Origin of the sequence: Pseudomonas sp. FYR_7 (assembly GCF_043106155.1) — a bacterium.
Taxonomy (GTDB): Bacteria; Pseudomonadota; Gammaproteobacteria; order Pseudomonadales; family Pseudomonadaceae; genus Aquipseudomonas; species Aquipseudomonas parafulva_B.
The window spans coordinates 61,519-87,680 of the sequence record NZ_JBICMI010000071.1; the positions used below are offsets into that span (position 1 = coordinate 61,519).

Annotated in this window: 21 protein-coding genes; 9 read left to right on the top strand and 12 right to left on the bottom strand. The window is 63.2% G+C overall.

The features are described from left to right. Positions 1 to 3: 3 nt before the first annotated feature. The 8 genes from ACF8R3_RS17325 to ACF8R3_RS17360 form a co-directional block, all read right to left on the bottom strand. Positions 4 to 258: a YkgJ family cysteine cluster protein gene (locus ACF8R3_RS17325; protein ID WP_027916297.1), complete on the bottom strand. Its 255-nt coding sequence runs from the start codon at positions 256 to 258 to the stop codon at positions 4 to 6. A gap of 126 nt (positions 259 to 384) precedes the next feature. Further along, positions 385 to 849, bottom strand: a complete 465-nt coding sequence (locus ACF8R3_RS17330) for a hypothetical protein (RefSeq protein ID WP_392515937.1) — start codon at positions 847 to 849, stop codon at positions 385 to 387. Between the two features lie 64 nt (positions 850 to 913). Then, the gene (locus ACF8R3_RS17335) at positions 914 to 2,356 is read right to left on the bottom strand and encodes a PLP-dependent aminotransferase family protein (protein WP_058602659.1); all 1,443 of its coding nucleotides are present in this window, start codon (positions 2,354 to 2,356) and stop codon (positions 914 to 916) included. 293 nt (positions 2,357 to 2,649) lie between these two features. After that, on the bottom strand, positions 2,650 to 3,459 hold the full coding sequence (locus ACF8R3_RS17340; protein ID WP_392515938.1) for an OmpA family protein: 810 nt from the start codon (positions 3,457 to 3,459) through the stop codon (positions 2,650 to 2,652). Continuing rightward, on the bottom strand, positions 3,459 to 3,812 hold the full coding sequence (locus ACF8R3_RS17345) for a DUF4398 domain-containing protein (RefSeq protein ID WP_196136671.1): 354 nt from the start codon (positions 3,810 to 3,812) through the stop codon (positions 3,459 to 3,461). The genes ACF8R3_RS17340 and ACF8R3_RS17345 overlap by 1 nt, the downstream gene beginning before the upstream one ends. Positions 3,813 to 3,821: 9 nt before the next feature. Beyond that, positions 3,822 to 4,643 carry a substrate-binding periplasmic protein gene (locus tag ACF8R3_RS17350; RefSeq protein WP_392515939.1) on the bottom strand — a complete coding sequence of 274 codons (822 nt, stop codon included), beginning with the start codon at positions 4,641 to 4,643 and terminating at the stop codon, positions 3,822 to 3,824. Positions 4,644 to 4,718: 75 nt separating this feature from the next. Beyond that, positions 4,719 to 5,648 (bottom strand): electron transfer flavoprotein subunit alpha/FixB family protein, encoded by a 930-nt coding sequence (locus ACF8R3_RS17355; protein WP_058602655.1) that lies wholly within the window; start codon positions 5,646 to 5,648, stop codon positions 4,719 to 4,721. Further along, entirely contained in the window at positions 5,649 to 6,398 is a 750-nt protein-coding gene (locus tag ACF8R3_RS17360) for an electron transfer flavoprotein subunit beta/FixA family protein (RefSeq protein ID WP_392515940.1), read from the bottom strand. It abuts the gene before it with no gap. 585 nt (positions 6,399 to 6,983) lie between these two features. Between ACF8R3_RS17360 and ACF8R3_RS17365 the strand changes: the two genes are divergently transcribed. After that, positions 6,984 to 8,648: an electron transfer flavoprotein-ubiquinone oxidoreductase gene (locus ACF8R3_RS17365; protein ID WP_058602654.1), complete on the top strand. Its 1,665-nt coding sequence runs from the start codon at positions 6,984 to 6,986 to the stop codon at positions 8,646 to 8,648. A 99-nt stretch (positions 8,649 to 8,747) separates the two neighbouring features. Here ACF8R3_RS17365 and ACF8R3_RS17370 read toward each other — a convergent pair whose 3' ends face one another. From ACF8R3_RS17370 to ACF8R3_RS17380, 3 genes are all read right to left on the bottom strand, one after another. Next, positions 8,748 to 10,067 (bottom strand): MFS transporter, encoded by a 1,320-nt coding sequence (locus ACF8R3_RS17370; RefSeq protein ID WP_196126178.1) that lies wholly within the window; start codon positions 10,065 to 10,067, stop codon positions 8,748 to 8,750. A gap of 74 nt (positions 10,068 to 10,141) precedes the next feature. After that, positions 10,142 to 10,615: a histidine kinase gene (locus ACF8R3_RS17375; RefSeq protein ID WP_197844776.1), complete on the bottom strand. Its 474-nt coding sequence runs from the start codon at positions 10,613 to 10,615 to the stop codon at positions 10,142 to 10,144. 153 nt (positions 10,616 to 10,768) lie between these two features. Beyond that, complete coding sequence (locus tag ACF8R3_RS17380; RefSeq protein ID WP_058602651.1) at positions 10,769 to 11,245, bottom strand: sigma-70 family RNA polymerase sigma factor; 477 nt, start codon at positions 11,243 to 11,245, stop codon at positions 10,769 to 10,771. A 211-nt stretch (positions 11,246 to 11,456) separates the two neighbouring features. On the opposite strand from ACF8R3_RS17380, the gene ACF8R3_RS17385 reads away from it, so the two are divergent. From ACF8R3_RS17385 to ACF8R3_RS17395, 3 genes are read left to right on the top strand one after another with little or no spacing between them, the layout of a single operon-like run. Beyond that, the gene (locus ACF8R3_RS17385; protein WP_078478828.1) at positions 11,457 to 12,623 is read left to right on the top strand and encodes an efflux RND transporter periplasmic adaptor subunit; all 1,167 of its coding nucleotides are present in this window, start codon (positions 11,457 to 11,459) and stop codon (positions 12,621 to 12,623) included. Beyond that, positions 12,624 to 14,588, top strand: a complete 1,965-nt coding sequence (locus ACF8R3_RS17390) for a MacB family efflux pump subunit (RefSeq protein ID WP_392515941.1) — start codon at positions 12,624 to 12,626, stop codon at positions 14,586 to 14,588. A gap of 3 nt (positions 14,589 to 14,591) precedes the next feature. Then, positions 14,592 to 16,007, top strand: coding sequence for an efflux transporter outer membrane subunit (locus tag ACF8R3_RS17395; RefSeq protein WP_058639754.1), 1,416 nt, complete (start codon positions 14,592 to 14,594; stop codon positions 16,005 to 16,007). A gap of 250 nt (positions 16,008 to 16,257) precedes the next feature. Here ACF8R3_RS17395 and ACF8R3_RS17400 read toward each other — a convergent pair whose 3' ends face one another. Further along, on the bottom strand, positions 16,258 to 17,886 hold the full coding sequence (locus ACF8R3_RS17400) for a PvdJ/PvdD/PvdP-like protein (RefSeq protein WP_145257306.1): 1,629 nt from the start codon (positions 17,884 to 17,886) through the stop codon (positions 16,258 to 16,260). 211 nt (positions 17,887 to 18,097) lie between these two features. Here ACF8R3_RS17400 and ACF8R3_RS17405 point away from each other — a divergent pair, with 211 nt between their 5' ends. The 5 genes from ACF8R3_RS17405 (at position 18,098) to ACF8R3_RS17425 (ending at position 25,925) form a co-directional block, all read left to right on the top strand. After that, a complete protein-coding gene (locus tag ACF8R3_RS17405; protein WP_392515942.1) occupies positions 18,098 to 19,444 on the top strand; it encodes a dipeptidase in 1,347 nt (448 codons plus the stop codon). 16 nt (positions 19,445 to 19,460) lie between these two features. Next, positions 19,461 to 20,747 carry an aminotransferase class V-fold PLP-dependent enzyme gene (locus tag ACF8R3_RS17410; protein WP_196121899.1) on the top strand — a complete coding sequence of 429 codons (1,287 nt, stop codon included), beginning with the start codon at positions 19,461 to 19,463 and terminating at the stop codon, positions 20,745 to 20,747. 37 nt (positions 20,748 to 20,784) lie between these two features. Continuing rightward, the gene (locus tag ACF8R3_RS17415; RefSeq protein WP_078478832.1) at positions 20,785 to 21,687 is read left to right on the top strand and encodes a formylglycine-generating enzyme family protein; all 903 of its coding nucleotides are present in this window, start codon (positions 20,785 to 20,787) and stop codon (positions 21,685 to 21,687) included. Between the two features lie 27 nt (positions 21,688 to 21,714). Continuing rightward, positions 21,715 to 23,364, top strand: coding sequence for a cyclic peptide export ABC transporter (locus ACF8R3_RS17420; protein ID WP_058639758.1), 1,650 nt, complete (start codon positions 21,715 to 21,717; stop codon positions 23,362 to 23,364). 110 nt (positions 23,365 to 23,474) lie between these two features. Then, positions 23,475 to 25,925 carry a TonB-dependent siderophore receptor gene (locus ACF8R3_RS17425; protein WP_392515943.1) on the top strand — a complete coding sequence of 817 codons (2,451 nt, stop codon included), beginning with the start codon at positions 23,475 to 23,477 and terminating at the stop codon, positions 25,923 to 25,925. Positions 25,926 to 26,162 lie beyond the last annotated feature (237 nt).

Sequence of the window (26,162 nt, forward strand, 5' to 3'; positions counted from 1 at the left end):
CTGTCACGCCGCCGTTACCCGCTCCCACCAGCCCAGAATCCTGATCGCCTCTTCATTGTCAGCGCCGCACACCTCGGGATCGGCCTTGAAACCGCCACAGACCGCCGGCCGCTCGGGTTTGCCGAACAGGTCGCACAGGTTCGCAGGGGTAAGGTGCAGACACCTCACCCCTGCCGGCTTGCCCTCGGGCATCAGTGGCATGGCTGAGGTGATGGATGGCGCGATGCAACAGGCGCCGCAGCCTTCGCGGCATTTCATGGCATTCAAGTGACTCAGGACTCCAGAGAACGGGATAGGGCGGCACACACGGATAGTAACCGCTCAAACAGACGTTTGAAATTGCCACCCAGATGAAAATCCACTGACTGGCCGGTCAGTCCCCGCTCACTGACGGTACTCGAAATCGATGGCGGCGCCTTCGACATCCCGGCGGCTGTCGTTGCGAAGCTGCAATTGCATTTCGTTGCTGATCAAGCGGCCGTTGAGTTGAAACGGACTGTCGGCTTCGGACTTTTCAACGAACAACGGCGGCAGCAACGGCTTGCGCTTCTTGATGGGCGATGGCTCACCCACATTCGGCTGCAGGTTATCCACCAGCTCGGTCGGCAAGCTCAGGTCGAGGTTGGCTTTCGGCAATGGCTTGGCCACTTGCTTGCTGACCTTTTTGTGCGCCGATTTAGCGCGCTTGCTGACTGCCTTGCGAGCACTTTGCTGTGCCTTGGGCTTGACTTGCGCTTTACCTGTAGCGGACTGTGCCTGGCTTGCTGGCTGGGCAGCCTGGGCTGGGCTGCCCGGCAGAACCACAGGCAGCAGACACAAGACCATCAGATAGCGGCGCAGTGCGTTCATGGCAAATGGACAGAACCCCATGGAAAATGCGTATGCTCCCTGTTCCGCAGCCGCCTGGCAAGCCTCACAAAAGTGGGGTTGCAGGCTCCCTGCACAATTGTTGTGCCAGTAGTCCCAAGGTGATGACTGCGCGCTCGGCCTCCTTGTTCCATGGAATCCCGCAGTTCAGGCGGATACAGTGGTTGAACTGCTCGGTGTTGCTGAAAATCAGCCCCGGCGCGATGCTGATCCCCTGCTCCAGCGCCCGCACGTGCAGCTCCTGGGTATTGACCCGGCCAGGCAAGCTCACCCACAGAATGAAGCCGCCCGTTGGGCGCGTCATCTGAGTGCCCTCCGGGAAGTGCTGCTGCACTGCCAACTGATACGCACTGAGGTTCTTGCGGTACTCCTGGCGAATGAAGCGAAGATGGCGATCATAACCACCGTTTTCCAGGTAAGCCGCTACCGCCATCTGGGTCACGCTGCACGCCGAATGGGTGGTGAAGGTCTGCAAGCGCTGGATCTCGTCCTGGTAGCGGCCGGCAATCATCCAGCCCACTCGCACGCCAGGCGAGAGCGTCTTGGAGAAGCTTGAGCAGTAGATGACCCTGTCCAGACGATCGAACGCTTTCAAAGCCTTGGTCTTGCCCTGCTCGAACATCAACTCGCCATAGATGTCATCTTCGACGATCTGGATATCGTAGTCCGATGCCAGGCGCAGCAACTGCTTTTGCCGCTCTTCGGGAACGGTCCCTCCTAGCGGGTTGCTCAACCGCGCGGTCAGCACCAACGCCTTGATGGACCATTGGTTGGCGGCCAGTTGCAAGGCCTCGAGACTGATGCCGGTCGAGGGGTCGCTGGGGATCTCGATCACTTTCAACCCGAGCAAGTCCGCCAATTGCAGAAGACCGTAGTAGGTCGGCGACTCGGCCGCGATCAGGTCGCCGGGCTTGGTGAGCACACGCAGCGACATCTGCAAGGCATCGACACAGCCATGGGTGACGATCACCTCCTGTGGGTCGACCAGCACGCCGGCGTCGCGCATGCGAATGGCGATCTGCCGACGCAGGGGCTCGAAGCCTGGGCTGAACATGTAGCTGAAGGCGCGCGGGCTGTGAAAGCGTGTCACCTTGGCCAGTTGCTGGTGCAAGGCTCGCACGGGCAGATAGTCGACATGTGGCACGGCCGCGCCGAAGGCGAATACGCCATCGCGGCGCGCCTCGGTCAGCACCTGCTGGATGATGCTGGCCCGGGTCACCAGACCGGGGCGCTCCACGCGCGCGATGTCCGGCGTGGGCGCCGTTAGCGCCGGGGTCTGGTGCACATAGTAACCAGACTGGGGACGCGCGCGAATCAGCCCCTGGTCCTCCAGGTTGGCATACGCTTGCAGGACGGTGGCATGGCTGACATTGAGCTGCGCACTCATCTTGCGCACCGAAGGCACCCGTTCGCCTGGCTGGTAGACACCGCGCCGGATGTCTTCGGCCAGTTGCTGGGCGATACGCTGGTATAACAGCAGGTTGGTCATGGCTGGATCTCGACGCGCGGACAGGCTCATTATTCTTGTGTCGCTCACTGCGGTTCAGGATACCGGAACAGTTGCAAAGTGTACTGGGACAGATGACAGAATAGTCAACGGTACACGTGCTTGGAAGCGATTTGCAGCACCGGCACGTAAACGGTGTGCGGGCATGCTGGTCATGAGCCTATCCGGCAGGTGGCAAGCGCCCAAAAGTCATTCACGCGCAGGGGCAACGGCTGCCATGCACTGCCCATTTCGACGGCCAGCATGACCCATTGCCCGGGCCTGACACCCACCCATCAGCGTGCTGGCGCGAGCTTGCCCTTGTCGTCGGAGAACACGATCTCAACCCGTCGATTCTGCGCCCTGCCCCGCTCCGAGGCGTTGACCTCAACCGGGTATTGGTCGCCATAGCCCTCGACTTGCATCCGTTTTTCATCGATGCCCAGGTCGGCCAGCATATCGGCCACGGCCTGCGCCCGGTCGCGGGACAGCTTGAGATTCTCTTCAGGCGTGCCAGTGCTGTCGGTATAACCTTCGATGCGCACTAAGCGGCGGGGGTTGAGCTGGAGGAACTGCACAAGCTTGAGCAACGTCCGGCTGGCCGAGTTCTTGAGGTCGGCGCTGCCGGTATCGAACAGTACGTCACCCAGCGTCATGACCAAGCCACGGTCGGGCTGCTCCGACGCCAGTGCGACGATCTGCGACTCGACCCATTTGCCCTGTTGCTGCACGCTGGCCAGCTTGGCCTCGCGCAGCGCCAGTTGCAGCCGTTGGCGTTCCAAGTCGAGCTTGGCCTGGCGCTCCTGATTCAGCGCAAGCTTGGCGTGCTCACTGGCAATTTCGCTGTAGCGTTGACTGAGGTAGGCGTAATGGCGCACATCGGCACCGGTACCCATGTAGCTGGACAAACGCTCGGCGCGCGACAGCGACTCGCCGGCGCGGATCACATCACGCGGCGCGCTGCGCAGCACATCCGAGTCATCCTTGACCTTCTGGAAGCTGGCAGCGGCTTGATCCAGCGCGGCCGTGCTGCGCTGGCTGGCGCAACCGGTCAGGCCTGCTGCAAGGGCCAGCAACGTCAGTACCGTGAAAGAACCACGCGCCATCATGGCTGCACCTCCAATTGTTTGCGCAGGCGCTTGATCCTCGATTGCAGCAGTTGCAACTGCTCATCGCTCTTTTGATTCAACACTTGTGCCTCGGCCAGCCGAGCATCGAGCTCAGCCTGTTCGGCGCGCATGCGAGCGTCGCGAAAATCCTGTGTAAGCATGTTTGTACGAGCACGTCCCAGTTTGTCTTCGGCCAGCTTGAACGCTTCGACCTGGTCGGTAGCACCAACCGCTTTTGCTTGTTCCAGGGCCTGTTCGGAGAGGCGCATCTGTTCATCCGGGGCAGGGTCGTTGGCACAGCCAGCCAGGGCAAGCACGGCCATGGCAAGGATCAAAGGTTGGGTTTTCACGCGATCTTCCTAGTGTTTGGGGGCGTCGCCCTGCACCTGCAATTGCGCCTTCCAGCGCTCGAGATTGGTCTGCAGCACAGCATCGGACGTACCGGAGATGGGCAATTCTGTCAGTTTTTTCGCCAAATGCCCACGCAGCCAACTGTCGTTGCACGCCGAGTCATGGGACAGCGCCACGTATAGCCCGGGTCGATCAACGGGTAGGCCGCGGGCAATCAGGGCATCGTTCATGCCCAGGCTCTGGACCATGGCCATGCCCGAGTAACGACCGGCTAGCACGTAGTCTACTTGGCCGAGTACCAACTTCTGAAAGGCCTGGGTCAGATTCTGCGCCATCACCGGTTTCAACTGGTCTTTGGCGAACGCAGTGAACGCGGGGGTCAAACGCGCTCGCTCCGAAAGACTCCCCCGATACCGCGCAAGGTCGGCTGGGCCATCGAAGGTCAATTCGGCATCGTGCCGCGTCCATACCAGATACTCATTGAGTTGCAACGGCGGGTGGATGTAGTCCAGCGATGTCAATTGCTCAACTTGCAACGGCGCATCGAGCAGCAGATCCATGCGCCCGCTGCGCACCTCCTCAAGGGCCTGATCGCGCCGGCCGGCATTGAGCACTTCCACCTTGATACCCAGCTTGCCCGCGACTTGGCGCAGCAAGTCGACGTTGGCGCCAATCAGGTGCTTAGGGTCTTTAGGATCCTGCCACGAATAGGGCGGCGCGTCGGGGCTGCCGGTGGCCACCAGGCGTTCGCACTTGCCTGCCGCCATCGCCAGTGGCGATACCAGAACTGTCATGCAGGCCAGCGTCCTGCCCGTTGCACCCAACCTCATCCCATACTCCTCGACCATAAAAAAAACCCGGCCCTCAACAAGAGGGCCGGGTTCTTTATAAGTGAAGCCAGCGGATCAGACCAGCTTTTCCAGCTCCGGCACGGCTTCGAACAGGTCGGCAACCAGGCCGTAGTCGGCAACCTGGAAGATCGGTGCTTCTTCGTCCTTGTTGATCGCCACGATCACCTTGGAATCCTTCATACCGGCCAGGTGCTGGATGGCGCCCGAGATACCGACGGCGATGTACAACTGCGGAGCGACGATCTTGCCGGTCTGGCCGACCTGCATGTCGTTGGGCACGAAGCCCGCATCGACCGCTGCACGGGAAGCGCCAACAGCGGCACCCAGTTTGTCGGCCAGGCTGTACAGGTGGCTGAAGTTATCGCCGTTACCCATGCCGCGCCCGCCGGAAACGACGATTTTGGCAGCGGTCAGCTCAGGGCGATCGGACTTGGCCAGCTCTTCGGAAACGAACGCCGAGATGCCAGCATCATGGGCAGCACCCACCGCCTCGACAGCGGCGGCGCCACCCTCGGCAGCCACGGCATCAAAGCCGGTCGTGCGCACGGTGATGACCTTCACGCTGGCGCTCGACTGCACGGTAGCGATGGCGTTACCCGCGTAGATCGGGCGCTTGAAGGTGTCGGCAGATTCGACCGAGATGATTTCGGAGATCTGATCGACGTCCAGCAGCGCTGCAACGCGCGGCAGGGTGTTCTTGCCATTGGTGGTGGCCGGGGCCAGCACGTGGCTGTAGCCCTGGGCAAGCTCGACGATCAACGGCGCAACGTTCTCGGGCAGCGCATGGGCGTAAGCGGCATTATCGGCGACCAGAACCTTGGCCACGCCGGCGATCTTGGCGGCGGATTCGCCAATGGCACCTACATTGTGACCGGCGACCAGTACGTGCACGTCACCACCAATCTTGGCGGCAGCAGCAACGGTATTGAGGGTGGACGGCGCAACGGCACCGTTCTCGTATTCAGCGACAACCAGGATAGTCATTTAGATTACCTTCGCTTCGTTCTTCAGCTTCTCGACCAGTTCGGCCACCGATTTGACCTTGATGCCAGCGCCACGGGCAGCGGGTGCTTCCACTTTCAGGGTCTTGTTGGTAGAGGCCAGGGAAACGTCCAGCGCATCCGGCGTCAGGGTCTCGAGCGGCTTCTTCTTGGCCTTCATGATGTTGGGCAACGACGCGTAGCGCGGCTCGTTCAGGCGCAGGTCGGTGGTGACGATGGCCGGCAGGTTGAGCGCGACGGTTTGCAGGCCGCCGTCGATTTCACGGGTGACGTTGAGCTTGTCGCCAGCGACTTCGACCTTGGACGCGAAAGTGCCCTGGGCGTAACCGGTCAGTGCGGCGAGCATCTGGCCAGTCTGGTTGTTGTCACTGTCGATGGCCTGCTTGCCGAGGATGACCAGCTGCGGCTGCTCTTTGTCGACCACGGCCTTGAGCGCCTTGGCCACAGCCAGGGAGTTCAGTTCGTCGGCTGCTTCGACCAGGATGGCGCGGTCGGCACCCAGCGCCAGGGCGGTACGCAACTGCTCCTGGGCGGTAGTCGGGCCGACGGATACGACGACGATCTCGGTCGCAACGCCTTTTTCTTTCAGGCGAACGGCCTCTTCCACGGCAATTTCGCAGAAGGGGTTCATGGACATCTTGACGTTAGCAAGGTCGACGCCGGAGTTGTCCGCCTTGACGCGAACCTTGACGTTGTAGTCGACCACTCGTTTGACAGCTACAAGAACCTTCATGGATTCCTCGTTACTCTCCGGTGAATAGATAGTCGCCTGGGACTAGGCCCTGCGATACGCGTGGGTACAAGGGCACCTCTGGAAACAAGCCGCAGACGAAGTTTTCATGGTGAACGCAACCAAGTGCGCCCCGGCGTTCGCCGACCCATCACTGATGTGCACATGCCTGGGGCAAAAATGCACGCGGGTCATTTGCTGTCGTGGCGTGTAGACTTCACTACAAACCGCTTGAACGCTTGAAAACCCTGCTCCACACCTGGTCTTTAGAGGTGTACCTGCGCCCGGCTGCAAGCCTACGGCGAACGTAAAACCGCTCGTATCTTGACCGTATCACCCCATCCGGTCAATACGGCAAATCGGTCACCTTCCAGCCGCCTTCCTTTGATTTTACTGGGCTGCGGCAAATTCAAACAAACGTTTGTATTGGACCGGTCAAGTGGTGTAGATATAATGCGCGTCCAAGACAAAACGGTGTAGTTCGTCATTTGCCCAGCTACAACCTGGTGGCCTGGCCACCGCTGCGAATGCCCGCGCACCCATAAGACAAAGCAACAGCTATGAGCCTTGATGAGTAGGAGAGAACCTGTGGAACGCGAATACATGGAATTCGACGTGGTCATCGTCGGCGCCGGCCCGGCGGGCCTGTCCGCCGCCTGCCGCCTGAAGCAGAAGGCCGCCGAAGCCGGTAGCGAAATCAGCGTCTGCGTGGTGGAAAAAGGCTCCGAAGTCGGTGCCCATATTCTCTCCGGCGCCGTGTTCGAGCCACGCGCCCTGAACGAGCTGTTCCCGGACTGGAAGGCGCTGGGCGCGCCGCTGAACACCGAGGTCAAGCGTGACGACATCTACGTGCTCAAGGATGCCGGCAGCGCCACCAAGGTACCTGACCTGTTCGTGCCCAAGACCATGCACAACCAGGGCAATTACATCATCTCGCTGGGCAACCTGTGCCGCTGGCTGGCCCAGCAGGCCGAGAACCTGGGTGTCGAGATCTACCCAGGTTTCGCAGCCCAGGAAGCGCTGTTCGACGAAGACGGCGTCGTACGCGGCATCGTCACGGGCGACCTGGGGGTCGATCGCGAAGGCCAGCCCAAGGAAGGCTTGTACACGCCAGGCATGGAATTGCGCGCCAAATACACCTTGTTCGCCGAAGGCTGCCGTGGCCACATCGGCAAGCAACTGATCAAGCGCTTCAAACTGGACAGCGATTCGGACGTGCAGCACTACGGTATCGGGCTCAAGGAACTGTGGGAAATCGACCCAGCCAAACACCAGCAAGGCCTGGTGGTGCACACCGCCGGCTGGCCGCTGGACGTCATGGCCAAGGACAACACCGGTGGCTCGTTCCTCTACCATCTGGAGAACAACCAGGTGGTCGTCGGGCTGATCGTCGACCTGTCCTATGCCAACCCCTACCTGTCGCCCTTCGACGAGTTCCAGCGCCTGAAGCACCACCCGGTGATCAGCCAGTACCTCGAAGGCGGCAAACGCATCAGCTATGGTGCGCGCGCGCTGGCCAAGGGCGGCATCAACTCGCTGCCCAAGATGGTATTCAAAGGCGGCGCCCTGATCGGCTGCGACCTGGGTACCATGAACGTTGCCAAGATCAAGGGCAGCCATACGGCCATGAAGTCGGGGATGCTCGCTGCAGAGGCCGTCGCTGACGCCCTGATCGCCGGCAGTGAGGGCGGTGACCAGCTAGACGGCTATGTCAGCGCCTTCAAGGCCAGCTGGCTGCATGAAGAACTGTTCGCCAGCCGCAACTTCGGCCCGGCCATGCACAAGTTCGGCCCGTTGCTGGGTGCTGCGTTCAACTACATCGACCAGAACTGGTTCGCCGGCAAGCTGCCCTTCACGCTGCGCGACACCAAGCCTGACTATGCCTGCCTGAAGCTGGCCGCAGACTCGCAAAAGATCGAATACCCCAAGCCCGACGGCAAGCTCAGCTTCGACAAGCTCAGCTCGGTGTTCCTGTCCAGCACCAACCATGAAGAAGAGCAGCCCTGCCACCTGAAGCTGGCCGACCCGACCATTCCGATCGCCAGTAACCTGCCGCTGTATGACGAACCTGCCCAGCGTTATTGCCCGGCAGGCGTCTACGAAGTAGTCACTCAGGAAGATGGCAGCAAGCGTTTCCAGATCAACGCGCAGAACTGCGTGCACTGCAAGACGTGCGACATCAAGGACCCGGCCCAGAACATCACCTGGGTCACGCCGGAAGGCGCTGGCGGGCCCAACTACCCGAACATGTAGTCACCTCGCCCTGGCCGATATAAAAAGCCCCCGGTTCTCTCGAACCGGGGGCTTTTTATATCGGCCAGGGCGTGCTCGGAAACGGCAGGGTCACACGTTTCATGCCGTGCCCGAGAGCTCAAGCCCAGGTTCACCCGCCGCCAGGGGCTCTCGGCGCCCGAAGTACACCGCCGTCATTACCCCTACCCCGCCCATCACCAGACAGAAACCCACACATACCCAAGGGCTCCATGGCATCAGTGCGATAAGCGCCAAGGGCGTGATACTGGCCCACAGCGCATAGGCCACGTTGTAGGTGAACGAAATACCCGATACGCGAATCTGCGCGGGGAACAGCCCGACCATGACCGAGGGCACCACGCCCACCACGCCGCACGACAAGCCCGCCAGGGCATAGGCCACCCATGTCATGCCCCAGTGCCCGATCAGGCTGGCATAGAGCACGCCGATCCCCAGGGGTAGCAGCACGCTGTACAGCAGCAGCGCCCGCCACGCGCCCACGCGGTCTACCAACAACCCGGCAAGCACACAGCCCAGATTCAGAAACACGATGCCCACGCTGCTCAGGGCAAAGGTATCCCCGGCACTCATGCCAAAGCGCTGCTGCATGACCGTCGGGGTGATCACCACCAGCACCACCACTGCCGAGGTCAGCACGCAGGTCAGCAACGCCGCTGGCGCCAAGGCACGTTTATGTTCGCCAAGCACCTGTCGCAAGGGAAACTTCACCGGGGCCTGCTGGCTGCGCAAGGCCACAAAAACCGGCGTTTCACTCAGCCAGCGGCGCAACCACACGCCGATGACCCCGAACACGCCCCCCAGCAGGAACGGATAACGCCAGGCGTAGCTGAGTATCTCCTCGGGCGAGAACACGTGGGCCAGCAAGGTTGCCGTCAGGGCGCCCAGCAGATAGCCGAACGTGAGCCCAGCCTGCAGAAAACCCAAGGCATAGCCGCGTCGCCCGGGCGGTGCATGTTCGGCAACGAAGGTCCAGGCACTGGGCACTTCACCGCCGACTGCAGCCCCCTGCAGGATGCGCAGAGCCAGCAACAACAACGGCGCCGCGTAGCCGATGTCGGCATACGTCGGCATGACGCCGATGAGCAGGCAAGGCAGCGCCATCATCAGAATGCTGAGGCTGAAAACGCGCTTGCGGCCCAGGTGATCCGCGAAATGCGCCATCAGGATGCCACCCAATGGCCGGGCCAGGTAACCGGTGACGAAGATGCCGAAACTTTGCAGCAGCCGTAGCCATTGAGGCATTTCGGGCGGGAAGAAAAGCTGGCTGAGGGTCAGGGCAAAAAAGACGAAGATGATGAAATCGTAGATTTCCAGCGCGCCGCCCAGCGCAGCCAGGCCCAGCGTCCTGTGGTCACGGCGGGTGAACCGGGGTGGACGAGCGGTATCGGTGGCAGTCATGGCAGGTTTCGCAGCAATGGTCAAAGGCCGGAGGATAGCAAATAGCGACCCGATTGCCCCCTACCCTGCCCGGCTCAGCGATGAAAGACCGTCTGGGCCAGGTTGCCGGGCGCTCTGGGGCCCGCCCTGCGTAGCCCGTCCGGCATAGGTAAGGTGCCCACCACCACGGGGGCGTCGATGATGGACATGAACGACGCCAGGGCATCATCGTCAGGTACGTGGGGCAGGCTCAGGCTGACCGCCTGGCGCTCGGCCTGGGGCACCGCAGGCACCTTCAGCTGGGCGCAATGGTAAAGCAGGGCATGCTGGATCTGCGTGCTGACCCGGCAAAACCGTGCCAGGTCTACGCCTGCGTGGCTGGCCAATTCGATGTTGCCCAGCAGCAGGTGGAAGGGCTGCAAGGCACCGAGTACCAGGCGCTGCAGCTCCTCGAAACTGTCGACAGGGGCAATACGGTAATACCCCAGACCATTGAGCATACGCTCCAGTTGCAGGCGTTGGTGCGGGTGGGCATCGGCAATCAGGATACGCAAGGACTTGTTGGCCATGGTCGGACCTGCACAGTGGTAGGAGCGCCCAAGACCTGGCCGAGCCCGTCAAGCCCATGCCAGGTCCGGCATTGATACCCCTAGATACAAGCCGGGAAACCCTCGGAAAGCAAGCGGCGGCCCAACAGAATGTGCAGTTTGCGCGGCGTGCCGTCAGGACTCCCACTGGCGCATGCGTTGCCGGCAGTGTTTCATGGCATTGACGATGTGCTTCTCCACCAGGCTACGCGACAGGCCTAGCCGCTCGGCGATCTGCGGGTGGGACAAGCCTTCGAGCTTGCGCAGCAGAAAGCTGTCACGGCATGGCTTGGGCAATTCGTCCAAGGCGCGCTTGAGCAGGTCCAGCCGCTGGGCGTGGTGCATGTCCTGGGACCAGACCGTGTGCTGCCACTGAACGCCCTCGTCGAGCACTTCCAGCGGTTCGGTCTGGCGAATCAAGTGGCGCCGATGTCGATCCACCACCAGATTGAGCGCGGTGCGATAAAGAAACGCCCGAGGGTGTTCGATCACTTGCGCATCGACACGCTCCAGTACCCGAACGTAGGCGTCATGGGCCACATCTTCGGCAGCCTGGCGGCTGCCAAGGCGTGCGCTCAGGAAATTGACCAACTCGCGATAATAGTGTTCCACGGCGGCACCCTGAATCGCCCGATGAAGGCCCCGCGCAGCCCAGATGGTCGCAGGTGATATCAAATTGGAATCTTACAAATTATCATTAACCGCAGCAACCGACGTCGGTCGCCGGCCAAGGCTAAATTCAACACCATGACCTTCGTTTAACGGGGACCTGCCTGCGCACAGGCATTGCTTGCGCTCAGGCCCACTTCGGCTGGAAGTCCCCATGAGACGTGCACCCGCTACTCGCCACCGCCTGCTTCTGGGCGGCTTCGCCCTGCTGAGCCTGGGCAGTCTTCTGGCCTGGAGCACCCTGCCCCTGGGCGCGGTACCGGCCAATACCGTCACCGTGACGCGTGCAGACATCGAAAGCAGCGTCACCGCGCTGGGCACGCTGCAACCCAGGCGCTATGTGGATGTTGGCGCACAAGCCTCCGGGCAGATTCGCACGCTTCACGTCGAAGCCGGCGATACCGTGCGCAAGGGACAACTGCTGGTGGAGATTGACCCGTCAACACAGCAGGCGCGCGTGGATGCCGGGCGCTTTTCCATCGACAATCTCAAGGCGCAGCTCGCCGAGCAGCGCGCCCAGTTCAAACTGGCCAAGCAGCAGCTCGCCCGCCAGCGCAGCCTGGCCGATGCCGGCGCCACCCGCGAAGAGGATGTGCAGGCGGCCAATGCGCAGCTCAGCGTCACCCAGGCGCGTATCGACATGTATCAGGCGCAGATCCGTCAGGCCCAGGCGAGCCTGCGCAGTGACGAAGCCGAATTGGGCTACACCCGCATCTACGCCCCGATGGATGGCACCGTGGTGGCGGTGGATGCCCGTGAAGGCCAGACCCTCAATGCCCAGCAGCAAACCCCGTTGATCCTGCGCATCGCCAAGCTCTCGCCCATGACGGTGTGGGCGCAGGTATCGGAGGCCGACATCGGTAAGGTCAAGCCTGGCATGACGGCCTACTTCACGACACTGGCAGGCGGCAAGCGCCGCTGGAGCAGCCGCGTCAGGCAGATCCTGCCGATTCCACCCAAGCCGCTGGAGCAAACCAGCAGCGGTGGCGGTAGCCCGGCGAGCGCGACCAATGGCGCCACCGGTACTCAGGTGGTGCAGTACACCGTCTTGCTGGATGTGGAGAACCCTGACGGTGCGCTGATGGCCGACATGACCACGCAAGTGTTCTTCGTCGCCGGGCAGGCCAGCGGTGTACTGACCGTACCCCTGGCCGCGCTGGACGAACGCGATGGCATGCACATCGCCCAGGTGCTCGCCCCCGATGGCCAGGTGCAACCGCGTCAGGTACGAACAGGGCTTAGCGATCGCCTGCGTGTGCAGGTGCTCGATGGCCTGGGCGAAGGTGAGCGGTTACTGATCGGCCAAGGCAGTGGAGGCTAGATGACCACGCCCCTGATCGAACTGCGCGACATCTGCAAGGCTTACGGCGGCTTCGGCACCCCCAGGGTGGACGTGCTGCGGGGTATCAGCTTGCGTATTCATCCCGGTGAATTCGTTGCCATCGTTGGCGCTTCGGGCTCCGGAAAGTCGACCCTGATGAACATCCTCGGTTGCCTGGACCGTCCCACCCGCGGCAACTATCACTTCGCGGGGATGGACGTGGCCGAGCTGGGCAACGATGAACTGGCGTGGCTGCGCCGCGAGGCATTCGGATTCGTCTTTCAGGGTTACCACCTGATCCCTTCCGGCTCTGCGCTGGAAAACGTCGAAATGCCCGCCATTTACGCAGGCATCCCGGCCCAGGAGCGCCAGGTGCGCGCCGCGGCCCTGTTGGACCGGCTAGGCTTGGCAAGCCGCACTGCCAACCGCCCGCATCAACTCTCGGGGGGTCAGCAGCAGCGGGTGTCGATTGCCCGCGCATTGATGAACGGTGGCCACATCATCCTCGCCGACGAGCCCACCGGTGCCCTGGACAGCCACAGCGGCAAGGAAGTCATGGCACTGCTGGACGAGTTGGCCAGCCAAGGCCATGTGATCATCCTGATCACCCACGACCGCGATGTCGCGGCCCGCGCGCACCGGGTCATCGAAATTCGCGACGGCCTCATGATCAGCGACTCGGCCGCCCAGCGCGACGGCGCAGCCCGCCACCCCGGCCTGCAGGCCGATGATCTGCGTCAGCGCCTGGGCCAGGGGGCGCAGTTGCGCGGCGCCTGGAAAGGCGAGCTGGTCGAAGCACTCCAGGCAGCTTGGCGCATCATGTGGATCAATCGCTTTCGCACCGCGCTCACCTTGCTGGGCATCGTCATCGGAGTAGCCTCGGTGGTGGTCATGCTGGCCGTGGGCGAAGGCAGCAAGCGCCAGGTGATGGCGCAGATGGCCGCGTTCGGCTCCAACATCCTTTATCTCAACGGCAAGCCGGCGACACTCGGCGAGCCGGCAGGTACCGTCACCCTGGACGATGTCGCCGCCATCGGCCAATTGCCGCAGGTCAAGCACGTCATGCCCGTTATCGGGGAAAAGCTCATGGTGCGCCAGAACAACACCAGCCAGATGTTCTACGTGGGCGGCAACAACACCTGGTTCGAGGACATTTTCAACTGGCCCGTGGTCGAGGGCTCATTCTTCAGCCAGGCCGACGAAGCCGGCGCGGCGGCAGTCGCCGTGATCGGCCATAAAGTGCGGGAGAAGATGCTGGGCGATCATGCCAACCCGATCGGCCAATACCTGCTGATCGGCAACGTGCCCTTCCAGGTGATCGGCATACTGGCGGGAAAAGGCGCCAGCTCCGGCGACCAGGACAGCGACGGACGTATCGTGGTGCCGTACTCGGCCGCCGCCATCCGCCTGTTCGGTCATCGCGACCCCGACTACATCACCATCGCGGCGCGCGATTCGACGCAGGTCAACGGGACCGAGGCGGCCATCGATCACCTGTTGCGCCAGCGCCACCAGGGCCGCCACGATTTCGAACTGACCAACGATGCGGCCTTGATCCAGGCCGAGGCACGCACCCAGAGCAGCCTGTCGTTGATGCTCGGCGCCATCGCGGCCATCTCGCTGCTGGTGGGCGGCATTGGGGTGATGAACATCATGCTGATGACCGTGCGCGAGCGTACCCGCGAGATTGGTATCCGCATGGCCACCGGAGCGCGCCAGCGCGACATCATGCGCCAGTTCCTCAGCGAGGCGGTCATGCTGTCGATGGTGGGCGGGCTCAGCGGCATCGTCCTGGCCCTGGTCGTCGGCGCCGGCTTGATGCTGGCCGATATCGCGGTGGCCTTCGCGCTGCCTGCCATGCTTGGCGCGCTTACCTGCGCTGTGATCACCGGCATCGTGTTCGGCTTCATGCCCGCACGCAAGGCCGCCCGACTCGACCCGGTCAAAGCCCTTACCAGCGAATAAGCCATGCCCTTGCCAAGCCGCATCAGCCTGTTGACCCTCTGCCTGGCGCTCGCCGGGTGCAGCCCGCCCACTCTGCCCCAGGCAGAGGTCCAGCTGCCAGGGGCCTGGCAGGGCCCGACACGCGCTTTCAGTGAGGCCGATAGACCGGCGCGTCAGTGGTGGCAGTCCTTCAACAGCCCCGAACTGGACAACCTGGTGCAACGCGCCCTGCATAACAGCCACGACCTGGCGGCCGCCACCGCGCGCATCCGCCAGGCCAGAGCCCGTGCTGCCATCGCCAATGCACCCTTGCTGCCAGCGGTCGAACTGGGCGTGGATGCCAGCCGCCAGCGGCTGCTCAAGGGCGAGGGTTATAACGACCTCGATGCCACCAGCAGCCAGCGCACCAGCACCGCGTTCGATACCCAGCTCAGTGCCAGCTATGAAATCGATTTCTGGGGCGGCCTGCGGGCTAGCCGCGACAACGCCCTGCACGCACTGCAAGCCAGCCGCTTCGACCGGCAGACGGTGCAGCTGAGCCTGCTCAGCGACATTGCCAACACGTATCTGCAGGGCCTGGCCCTGGCCGAGCAACTGCGCATCGCCCAACTGAACCTGGACAATGCACGGGGCATCTTGCGCCTGGTCCAGGCGCGTCAGCGCGCAGGCTCGGCAACACGCCTGGAGCTTGCCCAGCAGCGCAGCCTGGTCGCGGCCCAGGCGCGTCAGATCCCCCTCTTGGTGCAACGCGTGCAAGACGCCCGAATCACCCTCGCGACATTGCTCGGCGACCCGGTGCAGCAACTGCCAACCAGCCGTCAGCCGTTCGCCAACGTGGCCTGGCCGACGGTCGACAGCGGCCTGCCCAGCGACCTGCTGACCCGTCGCCCCGATATTGCCGCCGCCGAGGCCCGCCTGGCAGCGGCCAATGCCAACGTGCAGGTGGCCCGAGCGGCCATGCTGCCCAAGGTAACCCTTGGCGCCACCCTTGGCAGCGGCGCCCGCACCTTCGCCCAGACACTGGAAAGCCCCTATTACACCCTGACCTCCGGCCTGCTTGCGCCGATTTTCGACAACGGCAAGCTGCGCGCCTCCCGCGACCTGGCCGAGGCCGAGCAGGCCGAATTGCTGGAGCAGTATCGCAGCAGCATCCTCGCTGGCCTGAGCGATGTGGAGAAGGCGCTCAATGCCCTTGACGGTGTCGACCGCCAGCGTCACTGGCAGGACGAAGAAGTGCGACAAGCCCAACTGGCCTTTGACCTGGCCGAACAGCGCTACGGGGCAGGCGCCGAGACCGTGCTGACCGTACTGGAAACCCAGCGCACGCTGTATACGGCCCAGGACCAGCAGGCAACGCTACGCCTGGCCCGCCTGCAAGCGAGCGTGGCGCTTTACAAGGCGCTGGGTGGTGGGTGGGAGGTGGGGGGTGATGCACCGTAGGCGCAACGCTGAGCTCGAAAAACGCCAGGATAGCCGAGGCCGCTGCGCGGCCTGTCGCGGCGCAAGGCCGCACACGGGCTAACCTTTAGATGCGATGCAAGGCAGTTGCTTCGGTATAGTCCTGGAGCGGCCTCGCCAGGGCGCCAGACCGACCGCGTTGGGCTGCGCAGCAGCCCCAAGAACCCAGCGTCGCAGCGCATATTGTCGGGGCCGCCTTGCGTCCCATCGCTGCATGAATTGCCCCAGGCCCTTACCGCGACGCCCGCATCACCTTCAGATGCCGGGCATACCACGGCCGCTGCGGCACCTTGGGCCGTAACGCGGCGAAACGCTCGTCTTCGGCATAGATGATACGCAGGGCCAGCTTCATGGTCTCCGGGTCCATCTCCACGCTCCGCCCTGGGCGTAAACCGGGCACTGTAGAGCACCCATGGGTATCCGGCCCCAGCCAGGGGTCGGCGACCTCTACCCAGCGCCCCGGCGCGAACCAGGGCACGCCGTTGACCTCCAGGCGCCGCACCTCACCAGGATGAAGCCGTTCATGGGCCTGGAACCAGTCCTCGATGCGGTCGTCGATCCAGCCATGAAAGCGCCAGAACACCGGGTTCACATGGGATGAAAAAGGGTCGCCGAGAAAATCGTTCTCGGCGCTATACCAGCGCTGGGCATAGTCGTCGGGCGTGCGCGCCATCGGCACCGGCATGCCGTTGGCCGGATCGCGCGGCACCGAGGCCCAGCGCATGTGCAGCCAGTCATGCAGGCCCAGCTCCAGCTCCGAGCCAAGCTGCCCCAAGGTCAGCGTACTGAGGTAATGAGGATCGCCATAGCGCGACTCCCAGACCTGGAAGTTGCCGTAGAAGGTGTCCGGGCTCTTGATGTCGCGCACCCACTGGGCGTACTCCTCGTCATCATCGGCCAACCATGTAGGCGGCAAAGCATTGCCGTCATGGTTGTCGAAGTAGGCCGCAAACCCTGCGCGGTCGCGCTCGAGCGCCGGTTGGGGCAAGGGAAAGCGCGGCCACGACGGTAAAGGCTCGATGGCCCTGGCGTTACCCAGCATGTGCCGGTGCATGAACAGAAAGTCCTCGCCGGAGCCGTTGCGGTCCTTGTGCCGGCCCCGGGCATCACGCTCGCGCGCCCTTGGCCCTGGCTGCCAGCCCAGCCCTCGCAGCGCACCGCGCTTTTCGTCATCGAGCTTGTGCCACTTGTCCCGTGACGCATGCCACAGCTGGTGAAACAGCCGGTGTTCCGGCGCGATCAACTTGGCCAGCAACGGCGCCGACAACGGCGTGCGCTCCCGCGCTTCGGGAAAGGTTTTTTTCAGCGCCAGGAAACGGTTGTCCTGCACAGGCAGCGCCAAGGGCCGCTCCAATGCCGCCACGTGTCCGCTCAAGGTCGCAGGCCCTGCGTTACCGTACGCCCCCCAGACCTCGTCAAGCACAACCTGGCACTCGTAGCGTGCCCCAAGCGGGTTGGCGTCCGTGGCCAACAGCCGCCAGCGTAGCGTCCCTGGCTGATCGAGCAACAAGTCAGCCACCACCCGATAGCGTGGCTCCAGCGTGCTGCGCAAACGTTCAGGTGTGTCGAGGTAGCCGCGCAAACCCCGCCCGCTCCAAGCCACATCCAGGAACAGCTCAAGCTCCCCTGGCGGCACGCCGGCAAGCCCGGCCTCGCGGCCTTGAGGTGTCCAGTGCCAGATACCGCGCAAGGTGTCGCCCAGTTGCCTGACAGGCGTATCGGCGAGTTCCACCACCGCCTCGCCAGGGGTCTCAGGGTATTGCTCTTCACTGGCTCGCCGCCGCTGCAGGTACCGCGCGCCTGGCACTGCCATACCCGTCAATGCCACACCGGCGATGAACCCGCGTCGAGAAATCGTCATTGCCCTACCTGTGCTTTCACTTCGGCCATGGAGCACGGCCCATCCAAGGCTAGGACGTGGCCCGGCGGGCGAAATTTAGCGCTGCAGTGCGCGCTGACACCTGCCTTCAGCCAGGCGGCGGGGGCTTAAATTTCTGCCATCGCAGCTCGTTCCCTCCAGGTAGCGGCGGCATCCAAGCCCATCCCTCGACGGTGAACCTACTGAGACCAAGATGACGACACCACGCTGGAAGAAAGCCCTGTATATCAGCCTGGCCGCGGCCGTGGCCGCCGGTGCCGGGTGGGCGGCCTGGGACTACCTCGACACGCCGGCAGGCTACCCCAGGGAGGTCATGCGCCAGGCCAATGACCTGCAGGAGCGCCTGCTTTCGTTCGACAGCCACATCACGCTGCCGCTGACCTTCGGCACCGAAGGCAGCGAAGCCGACCAGGACGGTGCGGGGCGCTTCGACCTGAACAAGGCAGCGCGCGGGCGCCTGTCTGCCGCTGCCCTGACCCTTTTCGCCTGGCCCGAATCCTGGACCGGCGACAATGGCCCACACCGCCCTACCCCCGGCTTCGTCGAGGCCGCCCGCCATACGCAAGAGGTGCGCTACAACGCCATCATAGGCATGGTCCGCGACTTTCCCGAAAGGGTGGGCATTGCCTATACCCCACAGGACATGCGCAGGTTGCACGGCGAAGGCAAGTTTGCGGTGTTGCTCAGCATGCTCAATGCCTACGCACTGGGCGACGACCTGGACCAGCTGGACCGTTGGGCCGCCCGCGGCATGCGCCTGTTCGGCTTCAGCTATGTGGGCAACAACAGCTGGGCCGACTCCTCGCGCCCGCTGCCCTTCTTCAATGACACCGTCGATGCACTCGAAGGCCTGTCACCCATAGGCAAACAGGCGGTACAGCGCCTGAACGATCTGGGGGTGGTCATCGACGTGTCGCAGATGTCCAGCCAGGCACTGGCCCAGGTCGTGGCGCTCAGCCGGGCACCGGTGGTGGCGTCGCATTCAGCGCCCCGGGCGATGGTCGACATCCGCCGCAACCTGTCGGACAAGGAAATGCAACTGATCAAGGACAGCGGCGGCGTCATCCAGATCGTCGCCTTCTCCACCTACCTCAAGCCCTTGAGCAGCAAAACCCAGCAGCGGCTCAACGCGCTGCGCAGCGACTATGCCCTGCCGCCCCTGGCCGACCTGAACTACGCCCTCATGCCGGGCGACCCTGTCATCGCGGGCTGGCCTGAACAGAAAGTGGGCCAGTACGCCAATGCGTTGTACGCCATCCTCGACGAAGAACCGCCAGCCACGCTCAAGGACTACGGCGACGCCATCGACTATGCGGTGCGCAAGGTCGGCATCGACCATGTCGGCCTGAGTTCGGACTTCAACGAAGGCGGCGGCATCGACGGCTGGCAGGATGCCAGCGAGGCCCGCAACGTTACGGCCGAACTGATTACACGGGGTTACTCCGAAGTTGACATCAGCAAGCTGTGGGGCGGCAATTTCCTGCGTGTCTGGCAGCAGGTACAAGCGGCAGCGGCCCCTGGCGCCACCCGCTCCCGATGATGATGCGAGCCCTTAGATGAACGACCGTCGCGCCTTTCTGAAGCAGGCCAGCCTGCTCGCTGCCAGCCTGCCACTGGCAGGGCACTTGATAGCCGCCGCCCAGGCCGCGCCCACACCCGCCACAGGCGCTGACGCCTGGGCGGGCTTTCGCAGCCTGTTCAACCTCGACCCGGCCTACGCCCACTTCGCCAACTTCCTGATCACGTCGCACCCAAGACCGGTGCGCGAGGCCATCGAGGCCTTGCGCGCGCAATTGGACCGGCACCCGGCACGGCTGGTGGACTGGGACAGCCAGTCGGAATGGAAACACGAAGCGCAGGTGCGCGAAGCGGCGGCCCGCTACCTGGAAGTCGCCCCGCGGCAAATTGCCCTGACCGGCAGCACCACCGAGGGGTTGGGCCTGATCTACGGTGGGCTGAAGATAGCACCCGGGCAAGAGATCCTGACGACGGTGCACGAGCACTCCGCAGCACGCCACACCCTGGACTTTCGCACCGCCCGCGACGGCACCCCGGTACGCCGCCTGCGGCTGTTCGACGAGCCGTGGAACCTGTCCACCGACCAGGTGCTGAGCACCATCAAGGCGGCCATCAACCCCAAGACCCGCGCGCTGGGCATGACCTGGGTGCACTCGGGCAGCGGCGTGAAGCTGCCGGTCGGCGCCATCGGCGAACTGGTCCGCGAAGCCAACCGCGACCGCGCCGAGCATGAGCGCATCCTGTACGTCATCGACGGCGTACATGGCTTTGGTGTCGAGGACATGCGCTTTGCCGACCTGAACTGCGACTACTTCATTGCCGGCACGCACAAGTGGATGTTCGGCCCACGCGGCACAGGGATCATCTGCGCTGCCACCACCGCACTCGATAACCTGAACCCGCTTATCGCGACCTTTTCCGAGGACGAGGATTTCGCCACCACCTTCACCCCAGGCGGCTATCACGCCTTCGAGCATCGGTGGGCGCTGGGCACAGCCTTCGACTTGCACCTGCAGCACGGCAAGGCCGCCATCCAGGCACGCATCCACGGCCTCAACGACTACCTCAGGCAGCGGCTCGAAACGTTACCGGGCGTGCAGCTGGTCACGCCGCGCAGCACCCGCCAATCGGCTGGCTTCACCTTCTTTCGGGTGGCCGACCAGGATGCCGACGAGGTCGCCGCCTACCTCAACAGCCAGCGCATCGTCGTCGATGCGGTATCGCGCGACGTGGGACCGGTGGTGCGCACTGCACCGGGCCTGCTCAACACCGAAGCCGAAATCGACCGGCTGATCGCCGTACTCACGCCACGCTTGCGCCGCTGAACCCTTCATCCAGACCACCGATCACGGACTTATCACCATGCCCAACCTGCCTTGCGCTTCACCCAAACCATTGTCCAGCAGACTGTACAAGCTAGGCGCTGCCTTAGTGCTCGGCCTGCTGGCCTGCCCTGTTGTCCACGCAGGCGAAGCGATCAAACCCGGTAGCGTTTTCAAGGACTGCCCACATTGCCCGGAAATGGTGGTACTGCCCGCCGGCAGCTACCTGATGGGTACCCCGGAGGATGAAGTGGGCCGCGAATACGACGAAGGCCCGCAGCACACCGTGACCTTCGCCAAGCCGTTCGCGGTGGGCCGCTTCCCGGTCACCGCAGGCGAGCTGGATGCGTACATCCGGGAAACCGGGGTCAAAATCGCCGATGGCGACACCCGTCCTGGCCGCTTCTGCAAGGCCAGCAAACCCACCTATAAGCAGGGCCCTCGCCAACCGGCGGTGTGCATCAGCTGGTTCGACGCCGATGCGTACGCTCAATGGCTGACGAAAAAGACCGGGCACACCTACCGTCTGATCAGTGAGGCGCAGCGCGAATACGCCGCCCGGGCCGGCTCCACCGGCCCCTTCCCGTTCCCCTTCGACAACAACGACGAGAAGGCCTACAGCATCAGCCAGCACGCCAACACCTACGGCCCCGCCGATGGCTACTCCTACACCGCGCCCGTGGGCAGCTACCCGGCCAACGCCTTTGGCGTGTACGACATGCATGGCAATGTCTACGAGTGGACGGCCGATTGCCTGAACCCTGACTACGAGGGTGCGCCTGCCGATGGCAGCGCCTGGAAGACCGGCAACTGCGAGAAGCGCGTCATGCGCGGCAACGACTGGGGTGAGGCCCCGGTGTTCTCGCGCTCGGGCAACCGCAACAACCGCTCCCCCGAGGTGCGCGGCGACTTCCTTGGTTTCCGAGTCGTCCGCGACCTCTGACAGCCCCACGCGATTGAGGAGAAACACATGACCCATCAACCTCGTGGCGCCGTCAGGGAACTGTTCGCCCTGCTCAAGCCGTTCTGGCCCCTGGTCACGGTTTGCATCGTCCTGGGCATGATCGGTGGCCTGAGCGTCACCGCTCTGCTGGCCACCATCAACAGCAGTTTGCACAGCGACGCCGGCCTGACCCAGGGCGTGGTGCTGGGCTTCGCCGGCCTGTGCCTGCTGGCGCTGCTCAGCTCGATTCTGTCCGACATGGGCACCAACTACGTAGGCCAGCACGTCATCGCGACCTTGCGTCGTCAGCTGGGTGAAAAGGTGCTGGCCGCACCCATCGACCAGATCGAGCGTTATCGCAGCCACCGGCTGATCCCGGTACTGACCCATGATGTGGACACCATCAGCGACTTCGCCTACGTCTTCGCCCCGCTGGCCATCTCGCTCACCGTGACGCTGGGGTGCCTGGGCTACCTGGCCCACCTGTCGTGGCAGATGTTCCTGGTGATCCTGGTGGCCATCGGCGTGGGAACCGTGTTGCAGTTCATCGCCCAGGCCAGGGGCATGCGTGGCTTTGAAGCCGCCCGAGAAGCCGAGGACGACTTGCAGAAGCACTACAGCGCCATCGCCGAAGGCGCCAAGGAATTGCGTATTCACCGTCCACGCCGTCAACGGATGTTCAGCCACGGCATCCGCGACACGGCCAACCGGATTTGCGCCACCCAGGTCCGCTCGATCAACACCTTCGTGATCGCCAAGACCCTGGGCTCGATGTTGTTCTTCGTGGTCATCGCGGTGGCGCTGGCCCTGCAATCGTACTGGCCCTCGGCGGACAAGAGCGTTACCAGCGGTTTCGTGCTGGTGCTGCTGTACATGAAGGGCCCGCTGGAGCACCTGATCAGCACCCTGCCGATCATCGGCAAGGCCCAGATCGCCTTTCGCCGCATTGCTGCGCTGTCCACGCAGTTCTCCTCGCCCGAACCACACCTGCTGCTGGACGACGCACGCAAGCCAGCCCTGGCCATGAACTCGCTCGAACTCAGGGATGTTCGCTACACCTTCCCTGCCGTGGAGGGCGCCGAGCCCTTCCAATTCGGGCCGGTAAACTTACAGGTCGAGCAAGGCGACATCGTGTTCATCGTCGGTGAAAACGGCTGCGGCAAGACCACCCTGATCAAGCTGCTGCTGGGCCTGTACGCCCCGCAGGCCGGAAGCATCGTGCTCAACGGCCAGCCCGTGACGGCCCAGACCCGCGATGACTATCGCCAGCTGTTCACCACCATCTTCGCCGACTACTACCTGTTCGACGACGTGATCCAGGGCGACCAACCGCTGCCCGATGACGCAGGGCGTTACCTCAGGCGGCTGGAGATCGACCACAAGGTGAGCATCCGCGACGGGGTGTTCAGCACCACCGACCTGTCTACCGGCCAACGCAAGCGCCTGGCGCTGGTCAGCGCCTGGCTGGAGGAGCGGCCCGTCCTGGTGTTCGATGAATGGGCCGCCGACCAGGACCCGACGTTCCGGCGGATCTTCTACACCGAGCTGCTGCCAGACCTGAAGCGGCTAGGCAAGACCATCATCGTGATCTCCCACGACGATCGCTACTTCGATATCGCCGACCACTTGGTGCGCCTGCACCGCGGCAAGATCGCGCCAGCACTCCACCCCGCCTGATCCGTTGTAACCGGACTGAAACTTTTCTTTCCGGTTTTCCTACGCTGATGCGTCTCACTGAGCAACTAATACAAATCATTATCATTTCAAACTCCATCAGAGAGGATGTAATGCCAGCCCTTAGCACGCTCAACCCGCTCACCCAGGCCTTAAGGCTTCACCGTGCCTTCCAGACGACGCTGCTCGGCTCAAGCCTGAGCATGGCGCTGTGCCTGCCGTTGTCGGCCCAGGTGATGGCCCAGGAAGTGGATGTGGACATTGCCGCCATGCCGCTCTCCGCTTCGTTGCAGGCGTTCGGGCGGCAGGCCGACCAGCAGGTGTTGTTCAGCCCGGATGATGTGCAAGGGCTCAAAGGTCGAGCCGTCAAAGGCCACCTCACCGCGCAGCAGGCCCTGGCCACCTTGCTGGCAGGCACGGGGCTTGCGTACGACATCCAGGGCAACAGCGTGACCATTCACCGTCGTGGCAACGACACCAACTCGCTGCAGCTGGACGCCACCACCGTGCAAAGCAACCTGGACGGTTCGAGCGAAGCCAGCCGTTCGTACACCGTCAACAGCAGCAGTGCGTCCACCAAGCTGCCCATGTCCCTGCGCGAAACGCCTCAGTCGGTCAGCGTGATGACCCGTCAACGCCTGCAGGACCAACAGCTGACCACCCTCAGCGACGTGCTCAAGCAGGCGCCGGGCCTGTCGGTGCAGAACATCGACAGTGAGCGGGTGAACATCTATTCGCGCGGCTATTCGATCGACAGCTACCAGTTCGATGGCATCCCCACCACCCTGATCGTGCAGACCAGCGCCAGCCCGCAGAGCCTGATCGACACTTCGATCTACGACCGCGTCGAAATCGTGCGCGGCGCCACTGGCCTGATGACAGGTGCCGGTGACCCATCAGGCAGCATCAACCTGGTCCGCAAGCGGCCGACCTCCACCTTCCAGGGCTCGATCACCGCCGGGGCGGGTTCCTGGGACACTTACCGCACCGAGGTGGACGTGTCTGGCCCCCTGACCGACGATGCCCGCCTGCGCGGTCGCACAGTCGTGGCGTACAAGCAAGGCAACAGCTACATCGACCACTACCAGCAGGAAAAACAGACCTACTACGGCATCCTCGAAGCCGACCTCACCGACAGCACCCTGTTGAGCGTGGGCGTGGACTACCAGAAGAACAACCCGCGTGGCGTATCGTTCGCCAGCTTCCCGCTGTTCTACAGCAATGGCGAGCAGACCGACTTTTCCCGTTCGATCAACGCAGGTTCGCGCTGGAGCTATCGCAAGCAGAACACGCTCACCACCTTCGCCAACCTTGAGCAAAGCCTGGTCAACGACTGGAAGCTCAAGGTGGCGGTCAACAACATGTACAGCTCGCGTGACTATTCCCTGGCCTCGCTCAGCGGCGACTTCCCCGATAAGCAAACCGGCGAAGGTGCCTACCTGTACGGCGGCGACGGCTCAGGCTCGCAGCGCCAACTGGGTATCGACGCCCTGGTGCAGGGCCCCTTCCAGCTATTGGGCCGCGAGCATGAGCTGGTGATCGGCCTGAGCGGTTCGGAATTCCACGACTACAGCGACCCGGCAGACGACGACCTGGAAGGCCGCCCGGCCAATATCTACACCTGGGACAACGACACAGAGCGCCCCCTTTCAGTGGGCAAGCTGATGAACGACGACACTACCGTGCGCCAGAACGCCGCGTACATGGTGGCGCGCTTCAAACCCACCGATGACCTGTCGCTGATCCTGGGCGCGCGGGTAGGCGACTACAGCTACAAGAAAAAAACCGTGGCTAACCCGTCCTACCCGGGCCTGAACAGCCGGGCCTCGACCCGCGAAAGCGGTTTCGTCACCCCCTATGCAGGAGTGGTGTACGACCTCACCGACATCCACTCGCTTTACGCAAGCTACACCAAGATCTACAAGCCGCAGTCGATCCGCGATCAAGCAGGCAAGACCCTGGAATCGCGCGAAGGTGACAACTACGAGATTGGCCTGAAGAGTGAGTTTCTGGAGGGGCGAGTCAACACCGCCGTCGCCCTTTATGAAATCAAGCAGGACAACCTGGGCGTGGCCACCGGCGAGACTGTCGAAGGTACCGTTCGTGAGTCGGCATACCGCGCGGTGTCCGGCGCCAAGACCCGCGGCATCGACATGGAAATCTACGGCGAAGTCATGCCCGACTGGAACGTCAGCGCCAGCTACAGCCACAGCCTGACCAAGGACTCGGACCACGAGCGCATCATGACCGAGGCGCCGGCCAACCTGGTCAAGCTCTGGACCACCTACCGCCTGCCCGGCGAGCTCAACCAGCTGACCGTGGGTGGCGGCATGAACTGGCAGAGCGGCTTGAGCCTGACCACCAGCCAGGGCAAGGCGACCCAGCAGCAGTACGCCGTGTTCGACCTGATGGCGCGCTACGACATCACCAAGGAGCTGAGCGCCACCGTCAACGTGAACAATGTGTTCGACAAGAAGTACTTCAGCGCCTTGGACCCCACGTTCTTCACCGGTTATTACGGTGAGCCGCGCAACGTGATGTTCACGACCCGGTATAGCTTCTAAACCCCCTGCCTGGAACGTCAAGCCGGCTCGGCAACTGGGCCGGCTTGCCTGCGAGGCGCCGCAAGGCGGCTGTGCTCGAACGCTACCCATCCTGTAGCCATCTGCAACGCCTGCCTAGGCTCCGTGTGAAAAGTCTTGAGACGAAGGTCAGGCAAGGCGAAAACAGCCGAGGAACGGTCGGAGTCGCGCTCGACTTTACGGGTTGTAAATGAGCATTCCGACCGGGCTGGCGATCCA

What these genes read in the sequence shown, in the direction of transcription:
- ACF8R3_RS17400 (WP_145257306.1), bottom strand. Translation starts at nt 17,886, where the DNA reads ATGACGATTTCTCGACGCGGGTTCATCGCCGGTGTGGCATTGACGGGT.
- ACF8R3_RS17420 (WP_058639758.1), top strand. Translation starts at nt 21,715, where the DNA reads ATGACCCATCAACCTCGTGGCGCCGTCAGGGAACTGTTCGCCCTGCTC.
- ACF8R3_RS17390 (WP_392515941.1), top strand. Translation starts at nt 12,624, where the DNA reads ATGACCACGCCCCTGATCGAACTGCGCGACATCTGCAAGGCTTACGGC.
- ACF8R3_RS17385 (WP_078478828.1), top strand. Translation starts at nt 11,457, where the DNA reads ATGAGACGTGCACCCGCTACTCGCCACCGCCTGCTTCTGGGCGGCTTC.
- ACF8R3_RS17355 (WP_058602655.1), bottom strand. Translation starts at nt 5,648, where the DNA reads ATGACTATCCTGGTTGTCGCTGAATACGAGAACGGTGCCGTTGCGCCG.
- ACF8R3_RS17405 (WP_392515942.1), top strand. Translation starts at nt 18,098, where the DNA reads ATGACGACACCACGCTGGAAGAAAGCCCTGTATATCAGCCTGGCCGCG.
- ACF8R3_RS17350 (WP_392515939.1), bottom strand. Translation starts at nt 4,643, where the DNA reads ATGAGGTTGGGTGCAACGGGCAGGACGCTGGCCTGCATGACAGTTCTG.
- ACF8R3_RS17340 (WP_392515938.1), bottom strand. Translation starts at nt 3,459, where the DNA reads ATGGCGCGTGGTTCTTTCACGGTACTGACGTTGCTGGCCCTTGCAGCA.
- ACF8R3_RS17330 (WP_392515937.1), bottom strand. Translation starts at nt 849, where the DNA reads ATGAACGCACTGCGCCGCTATCTGATGGTCTTGTGTCTGCTGCCTGTG.
- ACF8R3_RS17410 (WP_196121899.1), top strand. Translation starts at nt 19,461, where the DNA reads ATGAACGACCGTCGCGCCTTTCTGAAGCAGGCCAGCCTGCTCGCTGCC.
- ACF8R3_RS17360 (WP_392515940.1), bottom strand. Translation starts at nt 6,398, where the DNA reads ATGAAGGTTCTTGTAGCTGTCAAACGAGTGGTCGACTACAACGTCAAG.
- ACF8R3_RS17325 (WP_027916297.1), bottom strand. Translation starts at nt 258, where the DNA reads ATGAAATGCCGCGAAGGCTGCGGCGCCTGTTGCATCGCGCCATCCATC.
- ACF8R3_RS17335 (WP_058602659.1), bottom strand. Translation starts at nt 2,356, where the DNA reads ATGACCAACCTGCTGTTATACCAGCGTATCGCCCAGCAACTGGCCGAA.
- ACF8R3_RS17415 (WP_078478832.1), top strand. Translation starts at nt 20,785, where the DNA reads ATGCCCAACCTGCCTTGCGCTTCACCCAAACCATTGTCCAGCAGACTG.
- ACF8R3_RS17375 (WP_197844776.1), bottom strand. Translation starts at nt 10,615, where the DNA reads ATGGCCAACAAGTCCTTGCGTATCCTGATTGCCGATGCCCACCCGCAC.
- ACF8R3_RS17395 (WP_058639754.1), top strand. Translation starts at nt 14,592, where the DNA reads ATGCCCTTGCCAAGCCGCATCAGCCTGTTGACCCTCTGCCTGGCGCTC.
- ACF8R3_RS17370 (WP_196126178.1), bottom strand. Translation starts at nt 10,067, where the DNA reads ATGACTGCCACCGATACCGCTCGTCCACCCCGGTTCACCCGCCGTGAC.
- ACF8R3_RS17425 (WP_392515943.1), top strand. Translation starts at nt 23,475, where the DNA reads ATGCCAGCCCTTAGCACGCTCAACCCGCTCACCCAGGCCTTAAGGCTT.